This window comes from Lentzea indica (assembly GCF_012184385.1).
Taxonomy (GTDB): domain Bacteria; phylum Actinomycetota; class Actinomycetes; order Mycobacteriales; family Pseudonocardiaceae; genus Lentzea; species Lentzea indica.
Genome location: NZ_VSRL01000233.1, coordinates 1 through 14259 on the forward strand (window position 1 = coordinate 1; position 14259 = coordinate 14259).

The 14259-nt window shown below is 67.9% G+C and carries 15 protein-coding genes and 2 pseudogenes; 9 read left to right on the forward strand and 8 right to left on the reverse strand.

The genetic code is table 11. The features are described from left to right. Positions 1-91: 91 nt before the first annotated feature. Complete coding sequence (locus FXN61_RS38640) at positions 92-319, reverse strand: hypothetical protein (RefSeq protein WP_167978876.1); 228 nt, start codon at positions 317-319, stop codon at positions 92-94. Between the two features lie 35 nt (positions 320-354). Beyond that, positions 355-1224, reverse strand: a complete 870-nt coding sequence (gene mca / locus FXN61_RS38645) for a mycothiol conjugate amidase Mca (protein WP_167978863.1) — start codon at positions 1222-1224, stop codon at positions 355-357. Between the two features lie 96 nt (positions 1225-1320). Between mca and FXN61_RS38650 the strand changes: the two genes are divergently transcribed. Together FXN61_RS38650 and greA are read left to right on the forward strand one after the other, a co-directional pair. Further along, positions 1321-1743 carry a DUF4307 domain-containing protein gene (locus tag FXN61_RS38650; RefSeq protein WP_167978864.1) on the forward strand — a complete coding sequence of 141 codons (423 nt, stop codon included), beginning with the start codon at positions 1321-1323 and terminating at the stop codon, positions 1741-1743. A gap of 184 nt (positions 1744-1927) precedes the next feature. Next, positions 1928-2426: pseudogene (gene greA / locus FXN61_RS38655) on the forward strand (transcription elongation factor GreA). 28 nt (positions 2427-2454) lie between these two features. On the opposite strand, the gene FXN61_RS38660 reads toward greA, so the two are convergent. Then, positions 2455-2964, reverse strand: coding sequence for an Lrp/AsnC family transcriptional regulator (locus FXN61_RS38660; protein WP_167978865.1), 510 nt, complete (start codon positions 2962-2964; stop codon positions 2455-2457). Positions 2965-3038: 74 nt separating this feature from the next. On the opposite strand from FXN61_RS38660, the gene hppD reads away from it, so the two are divergent. Further along, on the forward strand, positions 3039-4220 hold the full coding sequence (gene hppD / locus FXN61_RS38665; RefSeq protein WP_167978866.1) for a 4-hydroxyphenylpyruvate dioxygenase: 1182 nt from the start codon (positions 3039-3041) through the stop codon (positions 4218-4220). A gap of 54 nt (positions 4221-4274) precedes the next feature. Further along, positions 4275-4520, forward strand: a complete 246-nt coding sequence (locus FXN61_RS38670) for a hypothetical protein (RefSeq protein ID WP_167978867.1) — start codon at positions 4275-4277, stop codon at positions 4518-4520. Positions 4521-4595: 75 nt separating this feature from the next. On the opposite strand, the gene FXN61_RS38675 is transcribed toward FXN61_RS38670, so the two are convergent. The 4 genes from FXN61_RS38675 to FXN61_RS38690 form a co-directional block, all read right to left on the reverse strand. Then, a complete protein-coding gene (locus FXN61_RS38675) occupies positions 4596-5741 on the reverse strand; it encodes a cystathionine gamma-synthase (protein WP_223165792.1) in 1146 nt (381 codons plus the stop codon). Beyond that, complete coding sequence (locus FXN61_RS38680; RefSeq protein ID WP_167978869.1) at positions 5738-6151, reverse strand: hypothetical protein; 414 nt, start codon at positions 6149-6151, stop codon at positions 5738-5740. Before FXN61_RS38680 ends, FXN61_RS38675 begins: the two co-directional genes overlap by 4 nt. Positions 6152-6258: 107 nt before the next feature. Continuing rightward, a complete protein-coding gene (locus FXN61_RS38685; protein WP_167978870.1) occupies positions 6259-6831 on the reverse strand; it encodes an RDD family protein in 573 nt (190 codons plus the stop codon). 500 nt (positions 6832-7331) lie between these two features. Next, on the reverse strand, positions 7332-8702 hold the full coding sequence (locus FXN61_RS38690) for a cystathionine beta-synthase (RefSeq protein ID WP_167978877.1): 1371 nt from the start codon (positions 8700-8702) through the stop codon (positions 7332-7334). A gap of 116 nt (positions 8703-8818) precedes the next feature. Here FXN61_RS38690 and FXN61_RS38695 point away from each other — a divergent pair, with 116 nt between their 5' ends. From FXN61_RS38695 to FXN61_RS38705, 3 genes are all read left to right on the forward strand, one after another. Further along, positions 8819-9691, forward strand: a complete 873-nt coding sequence (locus FXN61_RS38695; RefSeq protein WP_167978871.1) for an SGNH/GDSL hydrolase family protein — start codon at positions 8819-8821, stop codon at positions 9689-9691. 91 nt (positions 9692-9782) lie between these two features. Next, a complete protein-coding gene (locus FXN61_RS38700; RefSeq protein WP_167978872.1) occupies positions 9783-11003 on the forward strand; it encodes an acetyl-CoA C-acetyltransferase in 1221 nt (406 codons plus the stop codon). Between the two features lie 161 nt (positions 11004-11164). Beyond that, entirely contained in the window at positions 11165-11374 is a 210-nt protein-coding gene (locus FXN61_RS38705) for a hypothetical protein (RefSeq protein ID WP_167978873.1), read from the forward strand. An 88-nt stretch (positions 11375-11462) separates the two neighbouring features. Here the strand turns inward: FXN61_RS38705 and FXN61_RS38710 are convergent, their stop codons facing one another. Continuing rightward, complete coding sequence (locus FXN61_RS38710) at positions 11463-12266, reverse strand: Bax inhibitor-1/YccA family protein (RefSeq protein ID WP_167978874.1); 804 nt, start codon at positions 12264-12266, stop codon at positions 11463-11465. Between the two features lie 348 nt (positions 12267-12614). Here FXN61_RS38710 and FXN61_RS38715 point away from each other — a divergent pair, with 348 nt between their 5' ends. Together FXN61_RS38715 and FXN61_RS38720 are read left to right on the forward strand one after the other, a co-directional pair. Then, positions 12615-13973, forward strand: a complete 1359-nt coding sequence (locus FXN61_RS38715) for an MSCRAMM family protein (protein WP_246292569.1) — start codon at positions 12615-12617, stop codon at positions 13971-13973. Beyond that, positions 13958-14259, forward strand: a pseudogene (locus tag FXN61_RS38720) (hypothetical protein); the annotation flags it as partial. The gene FXN61_RS38715 and the pseudogene FXN61_RS38720, both read left to right, overlap by 16 nt.

Below are 14259 nucleotides of genomic sequence, written 5' to 3' on the forward strand. Positions count from 1 at the left end.
CACCCGCAACACCGCGACGAAACACGAGGCGCCCGCCGGGAACACCCTCGTGGGCGCCTCACCTTGCCCCTTGACAAGAGGCCACTCCATATCAGTCCTTCTTCTTCTCCGCCTCGGGCTCGGCCGGAACGTCAGCCGGCTCGTCGAACGACGCGGGCACGCGCTTGAGGTGCTTGTTCATCGACTTGACGAGGAAGAACACGGCGATGAAGAAGACGATCAGCAGGACGAGGCCGACCGGGGAGGACTTGCCGAAGTCCTCACCCTGGCCGCCCTTGTCGTTGTTCGTGTTCGACGGCTGCACGGCGACGAACGCCACCGTGCTGCCGAGGTCGAATTCTGGGGAGAGCACCCCTAGACCTTAACTCCGGCGAACAGGTCGTTCTCCGGCAGCGTCGAGTCCACCTGCGACCGCACGAGCTCGTACTCCTCGGTCGGCCAGACCTCGCGCTGCATCTCCATCGGGATGGCGAACCAGCGGCTGGTCGGGTCGATCTGGGTGGCGTGGGCCTTCAGCGCCTCGTCGCGGACGTCGAAGTAGTCGGCGCACTCGACCTGGGTGGTCACGCGGTCCATCACGTCGGGGCGGCCGGCGTCCCAGTTCGCGAGCCACTCGGTGTAGGGCGACTCCATTCCGCGAGCTTCCATCGCCTCGTGGAACGCCAGGAGCTTTGCGCGCGAGAAACCGTGCCCGTAGTAGACCTTCTGGGTCTCCCACGCCTCGCCCAGCGACGGCTCGAACGCGGGATCCGCTGCGGCGTCCAGCGCGGCCATCGAGATCTCGTGCGTGCGGATGTGATCCGGGTGCGGGTAGCCGCCGTTTTCGTCGTAGGTCACCACGACGTGCGGGCGGAAGTCCCTGATCGCCTCGACGAGAGACGGCACCGACTCCTCGAGCGGCACCAGGGCGAAGCAGCCCTCCGGCAGCGGCGGCTTCGGGTCGCCCTCCGGCAGGCCGGAGTCCTTGAAACCGAGCCAGCGGTGCTGGATGCCCAGGATCTTGGCCGCGCGGGCCATCTCCTCCTTGCGGACTTCGATGATGTTCTCGAGCACGTCCGGCCTGTCCATCGCCGGGTTGAGGATGCTGCCCGCACCACCGTCGGTACAGGTCACGACCATCACGTCGTGGCCTTCCGCGATGTAGCGGGCCATCGTGGCCGCGCCCTTGCTCGACTCGTCGTCGGGATGTGCGTGCACTGCCATAAGGCGCAGCTTTTCGGCCATGACCCCCGTGGTCCTCCTATGTGAAAGGTCCTGCGACACTCAACAACTGAACGTCGGGCACCATTGTTCCCCAGAGGCCGAGGAGGGCGCGGGAAAGTGGCACAGCGCGCGCTCCCGGAGGGGCGCTACAGCAAGCAGAGCCGTCGGCCGCTGCCCAAGTGGACGCGGTGGGCGTTACTCGCTGTAGCCGTTGCGGTGGGTGCCCTGGTCGCCTTCGTCGGTTACCGAAATCTCGGCACAAAGCCGATCGAGGCGAAGCAGACCGCGTTCACCATCCTCGGCGACGACCGCGTACAGGTCAGTTTCGAGGTTTCCCGAGATCAACCGGACCGAGCGGCGGTGTGCATCATTCGGGCCCGTTCCAAGGACGGGGACGAAGCGGGCAGACGTGAAGTTCTGGTACCGCCGGGAAATTCCGTCGTCGTCGAGACAACAGTTCTCCGCACCTCGAAGCCGCCGGTCACCGGCGAGGTGTTCGGGTGCTCCTACCAGGTTCCCCCCTACTTGTCCACGAGCTAGCGGCCAAGCGGGTGATCTGCGGTTTAAACGGCGAGATGGGGAACAAATCGCCGTCGCTGAACGTTGTCTCCGTGTTACTATTGCAGCTCAAGCACGGCCCCGGCGCGGGCCGTGTTTTTCCGTTCCGGGCCCACGGCCCGGGAACTATCTGGTGCACACGCGTGGGCCAGAGCAAGACGAGGAGTTGGTGACCGTGAGCGACACCCAGGTGACCTGGCTGACCCAGGAGGCCTACGACCGGCTCAAGGCTGAGCTGGACGAACTCATCGCGTACCGCCCGGTCATGGCTGCCGAGATCAACGCCCGTCGCGAAGAGGGCGACCTGCGCGAGAACGGCGGCTACCACGCGGCCCGCCGAGGAGCAGGGCAAGCAGGAGGCGCGCATTCGCCAGCTGCACGAGCTGCTCCAGGCCGCGAAGGTCGGCGAGGCTCCCACCACGAAGGGTGTCGCGGCGCCGGGCACGGTGCTCACGATCCGCTACGAAGGCGACGACGAGACCGAGACCTTCCTGCTGGCCACCCGCGAGGAGGGCGCACACGGCGAGATGGAGGTCTACTCTCCTGTGTCGCCGCTCGGCAAGGCGCTCAACGGCGCGAAGGACGGCGAGACCGTCGAGTACGAGCTGCCCAACGGCAAGCTCCAGAAGGTCACGCTGATCTCGGCAGTTCCTTACGGCGGGTAGTAACGCCACAAAACGTATGAAGGGGCGGTCACCGCGGTGGCCGCCCCTTCACGCGTTCCAGGAGCGGCCGCACGCGTGGGGGCACGGGCGTCGACAAAGCGATCGAGGTCGACAGGCGCCGCACGTGCGGCACGTCCACGATGTGATCGACCACGCGCTGCAGGTCCGCGTTCGACCTCGCGACCATTCTCACGAAGAGATCGCCCTGACCGGTCGTCGCGTGCACCTCGCACACCTCGCTGATCGCGGCCAGGCCCTCGCACACCTCCGCCCGCCTTCCCTGCGCGATCTCCACCACCGCGAACGCCGTCAGCCCGTAGCCCATCGCCCCGAGGTCCAGCGCCGGCGGGAACCCTGTGAGCACGCCGCGTTCGACCAACCGGTCGAGCCGGGCCTGCACAGTTCCCCGCGCGACCCCCAGCCGGCGCGAGCATTCGAGGACCCCGAGACGCGGCTCGTCGGTGAGGAGCAGGAGCAGTCTTGCGTCCAGTTCGTCCACGGGCTGGTCAGAGTGCTCACTCTGCTGATCTGAAGGCATAGATCACTATACAAACTGAACAGTGAAATCGCTGACTGTTGCTCACCCTGCTAGGTCGACGCATGCTGTGAGGCATGACGCAGCAGCTTGACGACGTGAGCTACGACCAGCTCCGGCAGCTCGTGGGGTTGGTCGACTACGACGCGACCAAGGATCCCTTCCCCGTGCGCGCCATGGACGCCGTGGTGTTCGTCGCGGGCAACGCCACGCAGACCGCCTGGCTCTACCAGGTGGCGTTCGGCATGGAGCTCGTGGCCTACGCGGGCCCCGAGACCGGCCAGCGCTCCCACAAGTCGTTCGTGCTGAAGTCGGGCTCTGCCCGCTTCGTCATCCACGGCGGCGTGCAGCCCGGCTCCCCGCTGCTCGACCACCACCGCAAGCACGGTGACGGTGTGGTCGACCTGGCGCTGGAGGTCGGCGACGTCGACCAGTGCATCGCGCACGCCCGCAAGCAGGGCGCGACGGTGCTGGAGGAGCCGCACGACGTGTCAGACGAGCACGGCGCCGTGCGTCTCGCGGCCATCGCGACCTACGGCGAGACCCGCCACACGCTGGTGGACCGTTCCAAGTACTCCGGCCCGTACCTGCCGGGTTACGTGGCACGGACGTCCACGGTCAAGCGCCCGGAAGGTGCGCCGAAGCGGCTGTTCCAGGCCGTCGACCACTGCGTCGGCAACGTCGAGCTCGGCAAGATGGACTACTGGGTCGAGTGGTACAACCGCGTCATGGGCTTCGTGAACATGGCGGAGTTCATCGGCGACGACATCGCCACCGACTACTCGGCGCTGATGTCGAAGGTCGTCTCCAATGGCAACCACCGGGTCAAGTTCCCGCTCAACGAGCCGGCGGTCGCGAAGAAGAAGTCGCAGATCGACGAGTACCTCGAGTTCTACGAGGGCGCCGGCGTGCAGCACATCGCGCTGGCGACCAACGACATCATCCGCACCGTCACGGCCATGCGCGAGGCGGGCGTGGAGTTCCTGGAGACCCCGGACTCCTACTACGACGACCCGGAGCTTCGTGCCCGGATCGGCGAGGTCCGCGTGCCGATCGAGGTGCTCAAGGAGCACCGCATCCTGGTCGACCGCGACGAGGACGGCTACCTGCTGCAGATCTTCACCAAGCCGATCGGCGACCGCCCGACCGTCTTCTACGAGCTGATCGAGCGCCACGGCTCGCTGGGCTTCGGCAAGGGCAACTTCAAGGCACTTTTCGAGGCGATCGAGCGAGAGCAGGAGCGACGCGGCAACCTCTGATGGCGTTCCCCCGGTAAGGTGCTTTACGGGGGATACACATCGTGGGGAGGTGGCATGGCATTCGCACGACGCGTGGCCGCGGTGATTCCGCTGGTCGGAGCCGTGACCACGGCTGCGGCGCTGACCGGCGCGGCGTTCTTGACCGTGGCTCATGCGGGCTGCGACGAAGCCGGCCGCTTCGTCCGCTCCGGCCAGTCGATCGAGTTCGTCGGCGGCTGTGTCAACGGCGCCGATCTTCCGGCGGCACCGACGGCCGAGGCCGAGAACGTGGACAGGTTCGGCGGCTCCAAGAAGCCGTGATGCGCTGAGGGCGTCTGCAAGTACTACCAACTCGATGTTGGCGGTACTTGCAGACGCCCTTTCGCGCTGCCGGGACTAGCCCAGGGCTTCGAGCAGGTCGGCCACGAGGTCGTCACCGGACTCGATGCCCACCGACACGCGCACGAGGTCGGCAGGCACCTCCAGCATCGACCCTGCGGTCGAGGCGTGGGTCATCTTGCCGGGGTGCTCGATCAGCGACTCGACACCGCCCAGCGACTCCGCCAGCGTGAACAGCTTCGTCCGCGCGCAGACCTCGAGCGCCGCGGCCTCGCCACCCTCGACGAGGAACGACACCATGCCGCCGAACCGGCGCATCTGCTTGGCCGCCACCGCGTGGCCGGGGTGCGACTCCAGGCCTGGGTAGATGACCTTGCGGACCTTCGGGTGCCGCGTCAGCGCCTCCGCCACCAGTTCGGCGTTGTCGGAGTGCTTCTCCATCCGCAGTTCGAGGGTCTTGATGCCGCGCAACGTCAGGTACGCGTCGAACGGGCCGGGCACCGCGCCCGCGCCGTTCTGCAGGAACCCGAACGCGGCGTCGATCTCCTCGTCCGAGGTGATCAGGGCGCCACCGACGACGTCGGAGTGGCCACCGATGTACTTGGTCGTCGAGTGCAGCACCACGTCCGCGCCCAGCTCCAGCGGCGTCTGCAGCGCGGGCGAGGCGAACGTGTTGTCCACGACCAGCTTCGCGCCGACCGAGTGCGCCACCTCGGCGATCGCCGCGATGTCGCCGACGTTCAGCAACGGGTTGGTCGGCGTCTCGATCCACACCAGCTTGGTCTCGGGACGGACAGCGGCGCGGATGGCGTCGACGTCGGAGACCGGGGCCGGCGAGTGGGCGATGCCCCACTTCGAGAAGACCTTGTCGATCAACCGGAACGTGCCGCCGTACGCGTCGTTCGGGATGACGATGTGGTCGCCCGGCTTGAGGAACGTGCGCAGCGCCGCGTCGGTCGCACCCATACCGGAGGAGAACGCCCGGCCGAAGCGGCCGCGTTCGAGCGACGCGAGGCAGGTCTCCAGCGCGCGGCGCGTCGGGTTGCCGGTGCGCGAGTACTCGAAGCCCTCCCGCAGCCCGCCGACGCCGTCCTGGGCGTACGTCGACGTCGCGTAAATGGGCACGTTCACCGCACCCGTGGTCGGGTCCGGGTCCTGACCGGCGTGGATCGCCCTGGTCGCGAAGCCGTATGGGGTGCTCATGTCCGAAGGGTACTCACCCATCTGGCGGTCGACGGCAAGAGTCCGAACAGTGAACCCGCCAACGCGAACAGCAGCGTGAACCACACAACGTCCTGCACGTGCAGCAGGGCGAACATCAGCACCGGGACGACGGCGCCGAAGGGGAAGTCCTGCAGGACCGCGACCAGCACGACGCCCAGCACCACCACCGCGCCTGCCGGGATGAGGAACCTGCCGAAGCCCACTCGCAGGCACAGCAACGCGCCGCCGGTGAGCAGCAGCACGGCCGCGAGCGCCTGCAGCACGAGCAGGATCAGCGGGGTCACCGCGTTGATCAGAAAACCGAACGTCCCGCCGAACTGGGCCAGCGCCCAGATCGTGCCGACCAGCATGAAGAGGCCGGCCAGCACTCCGGACAGGCCGCCGATCACGCCCGTCGCACCACTCGGGCGCGCCGGACCGGGCCTGGGACCAGGCCCTGGATGCGGGCCAGCCCCCGGCCACTGAGTGACCGGGGGCTGGTAGGGCTGCTGAGGGTTCACCAACCCTGCTGCTGTCCGCCGTAGCCCTGCTGCGGAGGCTGGCCGTAGCCACCCGGCTGCTGCTGCGGGTACCCACCGGTGCCCGGCTGCTGCTGGTAGCCACCGGTGCCGCCGCCGTAGGGAGAAGCGGTCTCCGGGGCGTTGATCACGATGGACTTCATGATCTTGTCGGCCCAGGTCTGCTTCTTCGGCTCCCACAGCGGGGCGAAGAAGCCCGCGTAGCACGGCAGTGCGTCGACGACGTGGCACAACTGGCGCACGAACGTCGTACCGCCGCCGAGCGGCTGCATGGTCTCCTCGGAGACCAGCTTGATCTTCGCGACCTTCTTGCCGATCGACTGACCGGTCTGGCCCTGCTTGATCACCGTGTTCCAGATGATGAAGCCGAAGTTGGCCAGGTACACCAGGATGCCCAGGAACATGATGCCCGGGGCGTCCGCGCCGACCGCGATCCCCACGATGATGTAGTACAGGATGATCGTGACGACCGTCGGCGCCGCGATGTCGATCAGGTAGCCGACGAAGCGCGAGCCCCACTCGGCATAGCCGGTCGGAGGCGGCGGCGCCATCCCGGGCATGCCATAGCCGGGCTGGCCGTACGGCTGCTGCGGCTGGCCGTACGGGTTCGGCTGCGGAGCACCGTAAGGCTGCTGCTGCGGCTGACCGTAGGTCTGCTGCTGCGGAGCGCCGGTACTGGGGCGGCTGCGTGAGCGGGGAACCCGCCAGAGCCGGGTCCCTGTGCCGGGAAGCCACCCGAACCGGGAGCTGCCGGCGGCACCTGCCCGGGGCTGACGACCTGGGTGGCGTCCGCGTTGTGCTGCGGTGCTGCGGGAACCTGACCAGGCGAGACGACCTGCGTCGCGTCCGGGTTCGGGTTCGCCGCTGACGGCTGCCCACCTCCCGGGACGATCTGCGTCGCGTTGGGCTGCTCCTGCTGCGGCTGACCGCCGAACTGGTTTCCTGGCGGCTGCGGAGCGTTCATCCGGTTTCCAACCCCCTTGGCTGGGCCGTGTACGAGTAAGACTGGTGATCTGGGGCGTCACGCTATCGGACGCACCCGCTCCTACGCTCAGCGACCAGCCAAGAACCCCAGAATGTCCTGTCGAGTGACCACGCCGGCGGGCTTGCCGTCCTCCAGCACGAGGGCCGCGTCCGCGTGCGAGAGCGCGTTCATGGCGATGCCGACGGGCTCACCCGCGCCGAGCGTGGGCAGCGGCGGCGACATGTGCTTGTCCAGGCGGTCCGACAGCTGCGCCTTGCCGGTGAACAGGGCGTCGAGCAGGTCGCGCTCGTTCACCGCGCCCGCGACCTCGGCGGCCATGACGGGCGGTTCGGCGTTGACGACCGGCATCTGCGACACGCCGAACTCGCGCAGGATCGCGACCGCGTCACCGACGGTCTCGTTCGGGTGCGCGTGCACGAGGTCGGGCAGCATGCCGCCCTTGCGGCGCAGCACGTCGCCAACGGTCGCTCCGGTCGAGTCCGGCGGGAGGAAGCCGTAGGAGGCCATCCAGCGGTCGTTGAAGACCTTGGAGAGGTAGCCGCGGCCACCGTCCGGCAGCAGGACGACCACGACGGCGTCCTCAGGCAGGTCCCTGGCGATGCGCAGCGCGGCGGCGGCCGCCATGCCGCAGGAGCCGCCGACCAGCAGGCCCTCCTCGCGGGCGAGGCGGCGGGTGATGTCGAACGAGTCCGCGTCGGAGACCTCGACGATCTGGTCGCAGATGGTCTTGTCGTAAGCCTCCGGCCAGAAGTCCTCGCCGACGCCCTCCACCAGGTACGGACGGCCGGTGCCGCCCGAGTACACGGAACCCTCGGGGTCCGCGCCGATGATCTGCACGGCGCCGTCCGAGACCTCCTTGAGGAAGCGGCCGGTGCCGGAGATCGTGCCGCCGGTGCCGACGCCAGCGACGAAGTGCGTGATCTTGCCCGCGGTCTGGCGCCAGATCTCGGGGCCGGTCTGGTGGTAGTGGCTCGCCGGGTTCTCCGGGTTCGAGTACTGGTCCGGCTTCCACGCGCCGGGGATCTCGCGAACCAGCCTGTCGGAGACGTTGTAGTAGGAGTCCGGGTGCTCGGGCGCGACGGCGGTCGGGCACACCACGACCTCGGCGCCGTAGGCCTTGAGGACGTTGCGCTTGTCCTCGCTGACCTTGTCCGGGCAGACGAACACGCACTTGTAGCCCTTGCGCTGGGCGACAAGGGCCAGGCCGACGCCGGTGTTGCCGGACGTGGGCTCGACGATCGTGCCGCCGGGCTGGAGCTCACCGGAGCGCTCCGCCGCCTCGACCATCCGCAGCGCGATGCGGTCCTTCACGCTGCCACCGGGGTTCAGGTACTCGACCTTGGCCAGCACGGTGGCCTTGATTCCCGTGGTCAGGGAGTTGAGCTTCACCAGCGGCGTGTTGCCGACCAGATCGACGACGTGCTCGACGTACTCCACCGCTCTACTCCCCACTCCCACTCTTCGAGATAGCGAAACGAAGCCTAGCTCTAGTGACTGCGGAGGTTAATTCGAACAGCGGTACCGACGATTCCACTGGAAAGGGGGTGTTGCGGATGATCGGACTGAGGACGTTGCGAGCGGTGGCGATGACCGCCGCGACGCTCGGAGGCCTCTCCGGCGCGCTGGTCGGGTTGCTGAACGAGCAGGGCAGACGCGCTCGGGTGGCCATCGGCGTGCTGGACCATCTCTGGCCCGCGCCCGACGGGGTGTACGCCGACGACGGCAGCGACCCGTTGCGGCTGGCCGTGCTCGGCGATTCGATGGCGGTGGGCGTCGGTGTGACGCATCCCTCGCAGATGCCGGGCGTGCTGCTGGCCCAGGCGCTGGCGGAGGAAGCCGAACGGCCGGTGCGGCTCTCGACCTACGCCGTCAGCGGCTCGACGACGCGCGACCTGGTGCCGCAGGTCGACGCGGCTGTGCTGGACGCACCCCACGTGGCGCTGATCATCATCGGTGCGAACGACGTGACGTCGCGGATGGGCGTCCGTGAATCTGCGCTCCTGCTGGGTGAACAGGTCAGGAAGTTGCGCGCTGCCGGGTGCGGTGTCGTCGTTGGGACCTGCCCCGATCTCGGGATCGTCCGGCCGATTCCGCAGCCGTTGCGGATGGTCGGGCACCGGTACAGCTTGCGGCTGGCGGCGGCGCAGACCGCTGAGGTTTCACGGGTCGGCGGTGTGCCGGTGTCGTTGGCGAACCTGCTGGCACCGGAGTTCATGGCGCGGCACGTCGACATGTTCAGCTCCGACCGCTTTCATCCCAGCGCCGTCGGCTACGAGGCGGCGGCCGGCGTGCTGCTGGCACCGTTGTGCCAGGTGGCGGGGCTGTGGCCGGGATGGGCCGCGCCGTCGTTGCCGGTGCGGTCGGCGGCGGCGCTCGCGGTACGGCCGTCGCGGGTTCCTGGGTGGCTGCAAAGACGGCACGCGTGAGTTCCGGAATTCTCGTCACTTGCGCTGGCCGGGGTGAGCGGGCGTTAACTAGGCTCGACGGCAACCTTGACTCTCAACGAGGAGTTTCGTCATGCCTGAGGCCGTGATCGTCTCCGCTGCCCGTTCCCCCATCGGCCGCGCGGGCAAGGGCTCGCTGAAGGACGTGCGGCCGGACGACCTGGCGGCGCAGATGATTCGAGCAGCACTGGACAAGGTGCCGCAGCTCGACCCCGCGCAGATCGACGACCTGATGCTCGGCTGCGGCCTGCCCGGCGGCGAGCAGGGCTTCAACATGGCGCGCGTCGTCTCCGTGCTGCTGGGCTACGACAACCTGCCCGGCACCACCGTCACCCGTTACTGCGCCTCGTCGTTGCAGACGACGCGCATGGCCCTGCACGCCATCAAGGCGGGCGAGGGCGACGTTTTCATCAGTGCCGGCGTCGAGGCCGTGTCGCGGTTCGCCAAGGGCAGCTCCGACTCGTGGCCGGACACGCACAACCCGTTGTTCGCCGACGCCGAGGCCCGTACGGCTTCTGTCGCCGCTTCGGGTGCTTCCTCGTGGGACGACCCGCGCGTCTCCGGTGTCGTACCGGACGTCTACGTCCCGATGGGACAGACCGCCGAGAACCTGGCCCTGCTCAAGGGCATCTCGCGCCAGGAGATGGACGAGTTCGGCGTCCGCTCGCAGAACCTCGCCGAGAAGGCCATCGCCGACGGCTTCTGGGCCCGCGAGATCACTCCGGTGACGCTGCCCGACGGGTCCGTCGTGTCGGCTGACGACGGCCCGCGCGCCGGCGTGACCTACGAGGCTGTTTCTTCGCTGAAGCCGGTCTTCCGCCCCGACGGCCGGATCAACGCCGGCAACTGCTGCCCGTTGAACGACGGCGCTGCGGCTCTCGTGATCATGTCCGACACGAAGGCGCGCGAGCTCGGCATCACGCCGCTCGCCCGAATCGTCTCGACCGGCGTCTCCGGCCTGTCGCCGGAGATCATGGGCCTCGGCCCGGTCGAGGCCTCGAAGCGCGCGCTGGCGCTCGCGGGCCTGTCCGTGTCGGACATCGACCTCGTCGAGATCAACGAGGCGTTCGCCGCCCAGGTGATTCCGTCGTACCAGGACCTCGGAATCGATTTGGACCGCTTGAACGTGAATGGCGGCGCCATTGCCGTCGGCCACCCGTTCGGCATGACCGGTGCGCGCATCACCACGACCTTGATCAATTCTCTGCAGTTCCACGACAAGCAGTTCGGTCTCGAGACCATGTGCGTCGGCGGTGGTCAGGGCATGGCGATGGTGATCGAGCGCCTCAGCTGAGTTTCGCTCAAGATCTGCAAATTGAATCCTGCAAGTAGCTCCGCTTCACCCGAACGGAGCTACTTGCATGCCACCGTTCTGCCGATGAGGTAATTCGTCGCGCACTGGCGTCATCCGGCGAGGGGGAGTCCGTCCCTACCGATGAGCAAGGAGGGTCGGACATGCCGTACGTGTGGTGGCAAAGCGAATACGACCTGCAGTGCCATGCTTTTCCCCTCGATCAAGCCAGCGACTCCAGAAGCTTTTACGAGGCCGTCTGCGAACACTCGGTTCCCGATGAGCGGGTGTCGCGTGCCCAGGCCGGCGCTCTCTGCACGACCTGCCTGATCAAGGTGGGCACCGAACTCCCTGACGTGCGCTGGCGCGTTTAGTTCGCCGACGTCGCGAGTTCCACTGGCGAACACGAGAAAGGCGCCCCGCCGAAGCGGAGCGCCTTCCCGAGATGCACTGCTCGGAGCGTCAGTCCGAGTTGAAGTACGACAGCAGGCGCAGGATCTCGGTGTACAGCCACACCAGGGTGACCGTGAGACCGAACGCGATCTGCCACGCGAACTTGGCAGGCACGCCGGCCCGGATCGCCTGGTCGGCGGCGTCGAAGTCGATCAGGAAGCTGAACGCCGCGAGGCCGATGCAGACGAGGCTGAAGATGATCGCGAGCGTGCCACCGCTGCGGAGGCCGAGGCCGCCGGTGGTGAAGAAGCTCATGATCAGGTTGAACAGCATCAGGACGGCGACACCGATGATCGCGCCGGTGATCCACTTGGTGAACTTCGGCGTGACGCGGATCGCACCCGTCTTGTAGACGATCAGCATGCCGGCGAACACGCCGATCGTGCCGATGATGGCCTGACCGATCACCACGACGCCCTGGCCGGGGTTGTCCGTCATGCGGTCGATCATGATGCCGACGATCCCGCTGAACGCGCCGAGGAAGACACCCTCGACGGCGGCGTACGCGATCACGAGCGGCGGGCTCGGCATGCGCTTGAACATGATGACCAGCGCGAGCACGAGACCGATGATCGCGGCCGGGAAGAGCAGGAACCAAGCCTGCATGAGGTAGGTGACGACCGCGGTGACGGCCACCACGGCCAGCGTGATGCCGGTCTTGGTGACGACGTCGTCGATCGTCATCGGCCGCTCGCTGGTCAGCGGCGGCGGAGCCTGCTGGTAGCCGGCCTCTGGCTGGCCAAAGCCTGCGTAGCCTCCGTACCCGCCGCCGGTCGGCAGGTTACGGAAAGCCGGGTTGCTGCTGGAGCGCACCTGGTCCTCCTGGGGCGTTGCTTTACGCCGTCACGGGTACAACGAGCACGCTAGGTGCCAGGTTCCCCGTCGGTAAAGGCGACTTTACTCGTACAAGCGATCACACGTGCGCCAATACTGAGCTAACTCCTCAGCGCAGTGAGACTACGGCGTGTCGCGGCGTGTCACTCGCAAACAGAGTAGACACAGTCACATTTCGATCACGTTCACACGGAGAGTAGCGACACACTTCCCCCTCGTGGCGGCTTGTCCCCGATGTGGGCTACCGCCAGGCTCGCACGCGGGATAATCACAGGTCAGAGGGGACCAAGATCCAAAATGGGCTGGAAACGTCTTGCCGCAGTGGCAATGGTCTCAGGGCTCGCGCTCCTGACCGTTCCCGCGACGGCGACAGCGGTCGGCGTCAAGGGCATCGGCCACAACGCGTCAGGGCTTCAGCCCAACGCCACACCGGGCAGCGAGTGGCACGGCTCATACGTCTGGCAAGAGAAGCACGTGTGGTGCGTGCAGTACGCACTGCCCGCGCCGGACAGCAGCGTCGGCTACAAGGAAGGCGACGCGCTGCGCACCAAGGCGGGCAAGGACCTCGCCCCTGACATCGCAGCGAACATCTCCTACCTCCTGCTGCGCTACTCCACGACCAAGTCGCCGGAGGAGGCCGCCGCTCTCGCGCACCTCCTGCACAGCTGGACCTCCGCGCCAGACGGACCGGTCCGTCTCGACACGACCGATCCGAAGTACCTCGCCTACGACGCGCCGTTCTACGCCGCGAAGCTGCCGCCGTCCGTCATGGACGCCGTCGCGCGCATGAAGGCCGACGCCGAGGCCAACCGCGGCCCGTGGACGCTCAGCGCCACCGCGCCGAAGGAGCCGCTGATCATCGGCGCCGAATCCACCTGGACGGTGTCGCTGGTCAAGGCGAACGGAAAGGGCGTGCCGAACGCGACGATCAAGTTCACGCTGACCGACGCCACGCTGGTCGACGGCAGCGTCGGAGGCAACGCCACCACGGGCGCCGACGGTGCCCCCGCCACCATCAAGATCGTTCCGACCGGACCGAAGCCCTCGATCGCTGCCACCGCGGACTCCCCCGCCGACCGGCCGGTCGTGCACCAGCCGATCCAGACGGACAACATGCAGCGCATGGTCACCACCGGTGGCGAGAAGACGCTGAACGCCGCCGCCAACGGGCAGGCCAAGACCGCGCCGGGCGCCGTGAAGATCACGAAGATCGACTCCGAGACCAAGAAGTCCATCGCGGGCGTCGCGCTGCGCGTCACGGCCAAGGATCAGACGAGCCCCGCGCTCAAGCAGGACGACACCCCTCTGGTCGGCACGGACGGCAAGCCGCTGGTGCTGCAGACCGGTTCCGACGGCACGGTGGCCGTTCCCGACCTGCGCACCCCGCAGGAGATCTGCCTCGTCGAGGTGGCCGCGCCGAAGGGGTACGAGGAGTTCTTCGACCCGAAGGCACCGCCGGCCGCGTGCGGCACGGTCGCCGCGGGCCAGACGCTCGCGCTCGAAATGGTGAACAAGCCGAACAAGCCGGTCGTACCGAGCACGATCCCGGCGGGCGCGGACGGCAAGACGCCGGTCGCGACCGCCTCGTTCGACACGCAGCTGCGTCCGGGACTGATGATCGCGGTGGGTGGCCTGGTGCTGCTCGGTGCGGCGCTGGCAGGCTTCCTGGTGTGGCGCAGGCAGTGAGTCCCAAGGCTTTTCTGACCGGCGTGCTGGTGGCCGGCGTCGCCGCCACCAGCGTGCTGGTCACCTCGTCCGACCCCGAGGTCCTGAACGGACGCGCGATCGCGGACGAGATCCCCGTGGTCGGGCCGGGGCCGGTCGCTGACAGCCTCAGCACCGGGCGCGGTGCCGACCTCACCGGACTGGTCGGCGGCGCGAACACCGCCAACGCCAGGCCCGTCGCCCCCCACGGCGCAACAACCCGCTCCGCCCAAGGCCGGTCCCGGCTCCGTGCGGCTGCCGGCGGGCG

Bases quoted from the DNA above. Each gene is read 5' to 3' on its own strand.
- mca (WP_167978863.1), bottom strand. From the start codon at position 1,224: ATGGCCGAAAAGCTGCGCCTTATGGCAGTGCACGCACATCCCGACGAC.
- FXN61_RS38660 (WP_167978865.1), bottom strand. From the start codon at position 2,964: ATGCCTTCAGATCAGCAGAGTGAGCACTCTGACCAGCCCGTGGACGAA.
- hppD (WP_167978866.1), top strand. From the start codon at position 3,039: ATGACGCAGCAGCTTGACGACGTGAGCTACGACCAGCTCCGGCAGCTC.
- FXN61_RS38670 (WP_167978867.1), top strand. From the start codon at position 4,275: ATGGCATTCGCACGACGCGTGGCCGCGGTGATTCCGCTGGTCGGAGCC.
- FXN61_RS38675 (WP_223165792.1), bottom strand. From the start codon at position 5,741: ATGAGCACCCCATACGGCTTCGCGACCAGGGCGATCCACGCCGGTCAG.
- FXN61_RS38685 (WP_167978870.1), bottom strand. From the start codon at position 6,831: ATGGCGCCGCCGCCTCCGACCGGCTATGCCGAGTGGGGCTCGCGCTTC.
- FXN61_RS38695 (WP_167978871.1), top strand. From the start codon at position 8,819: ATGATCGGACTGAGGACGTTGCGAGCGGTGGCGATGACCGCCGCGACG.
- FXN61_RS38700 (WP_167978872.1), top strand. From the start codon at position 9,783: ATGCCTGAGGCCGTGATCGTCTCCGCTGCCCGTTCCCCCATCGGCCGC.
- FXN61_RS38705 (WP_167978873.1), top strand. From the start codon at position 11,165: ATGCCGTACGTGTGGTGGCAAAGCGAATACGACCTGCAGTGCCATGCT.
- FXN61_RS38715 (WP_246292569.1), top strand. From the start codon at position 12,615: ATGGTCTCAGGGCTCGCGCTCCTGACCGTTCCCGCGACGGCGACAGCG.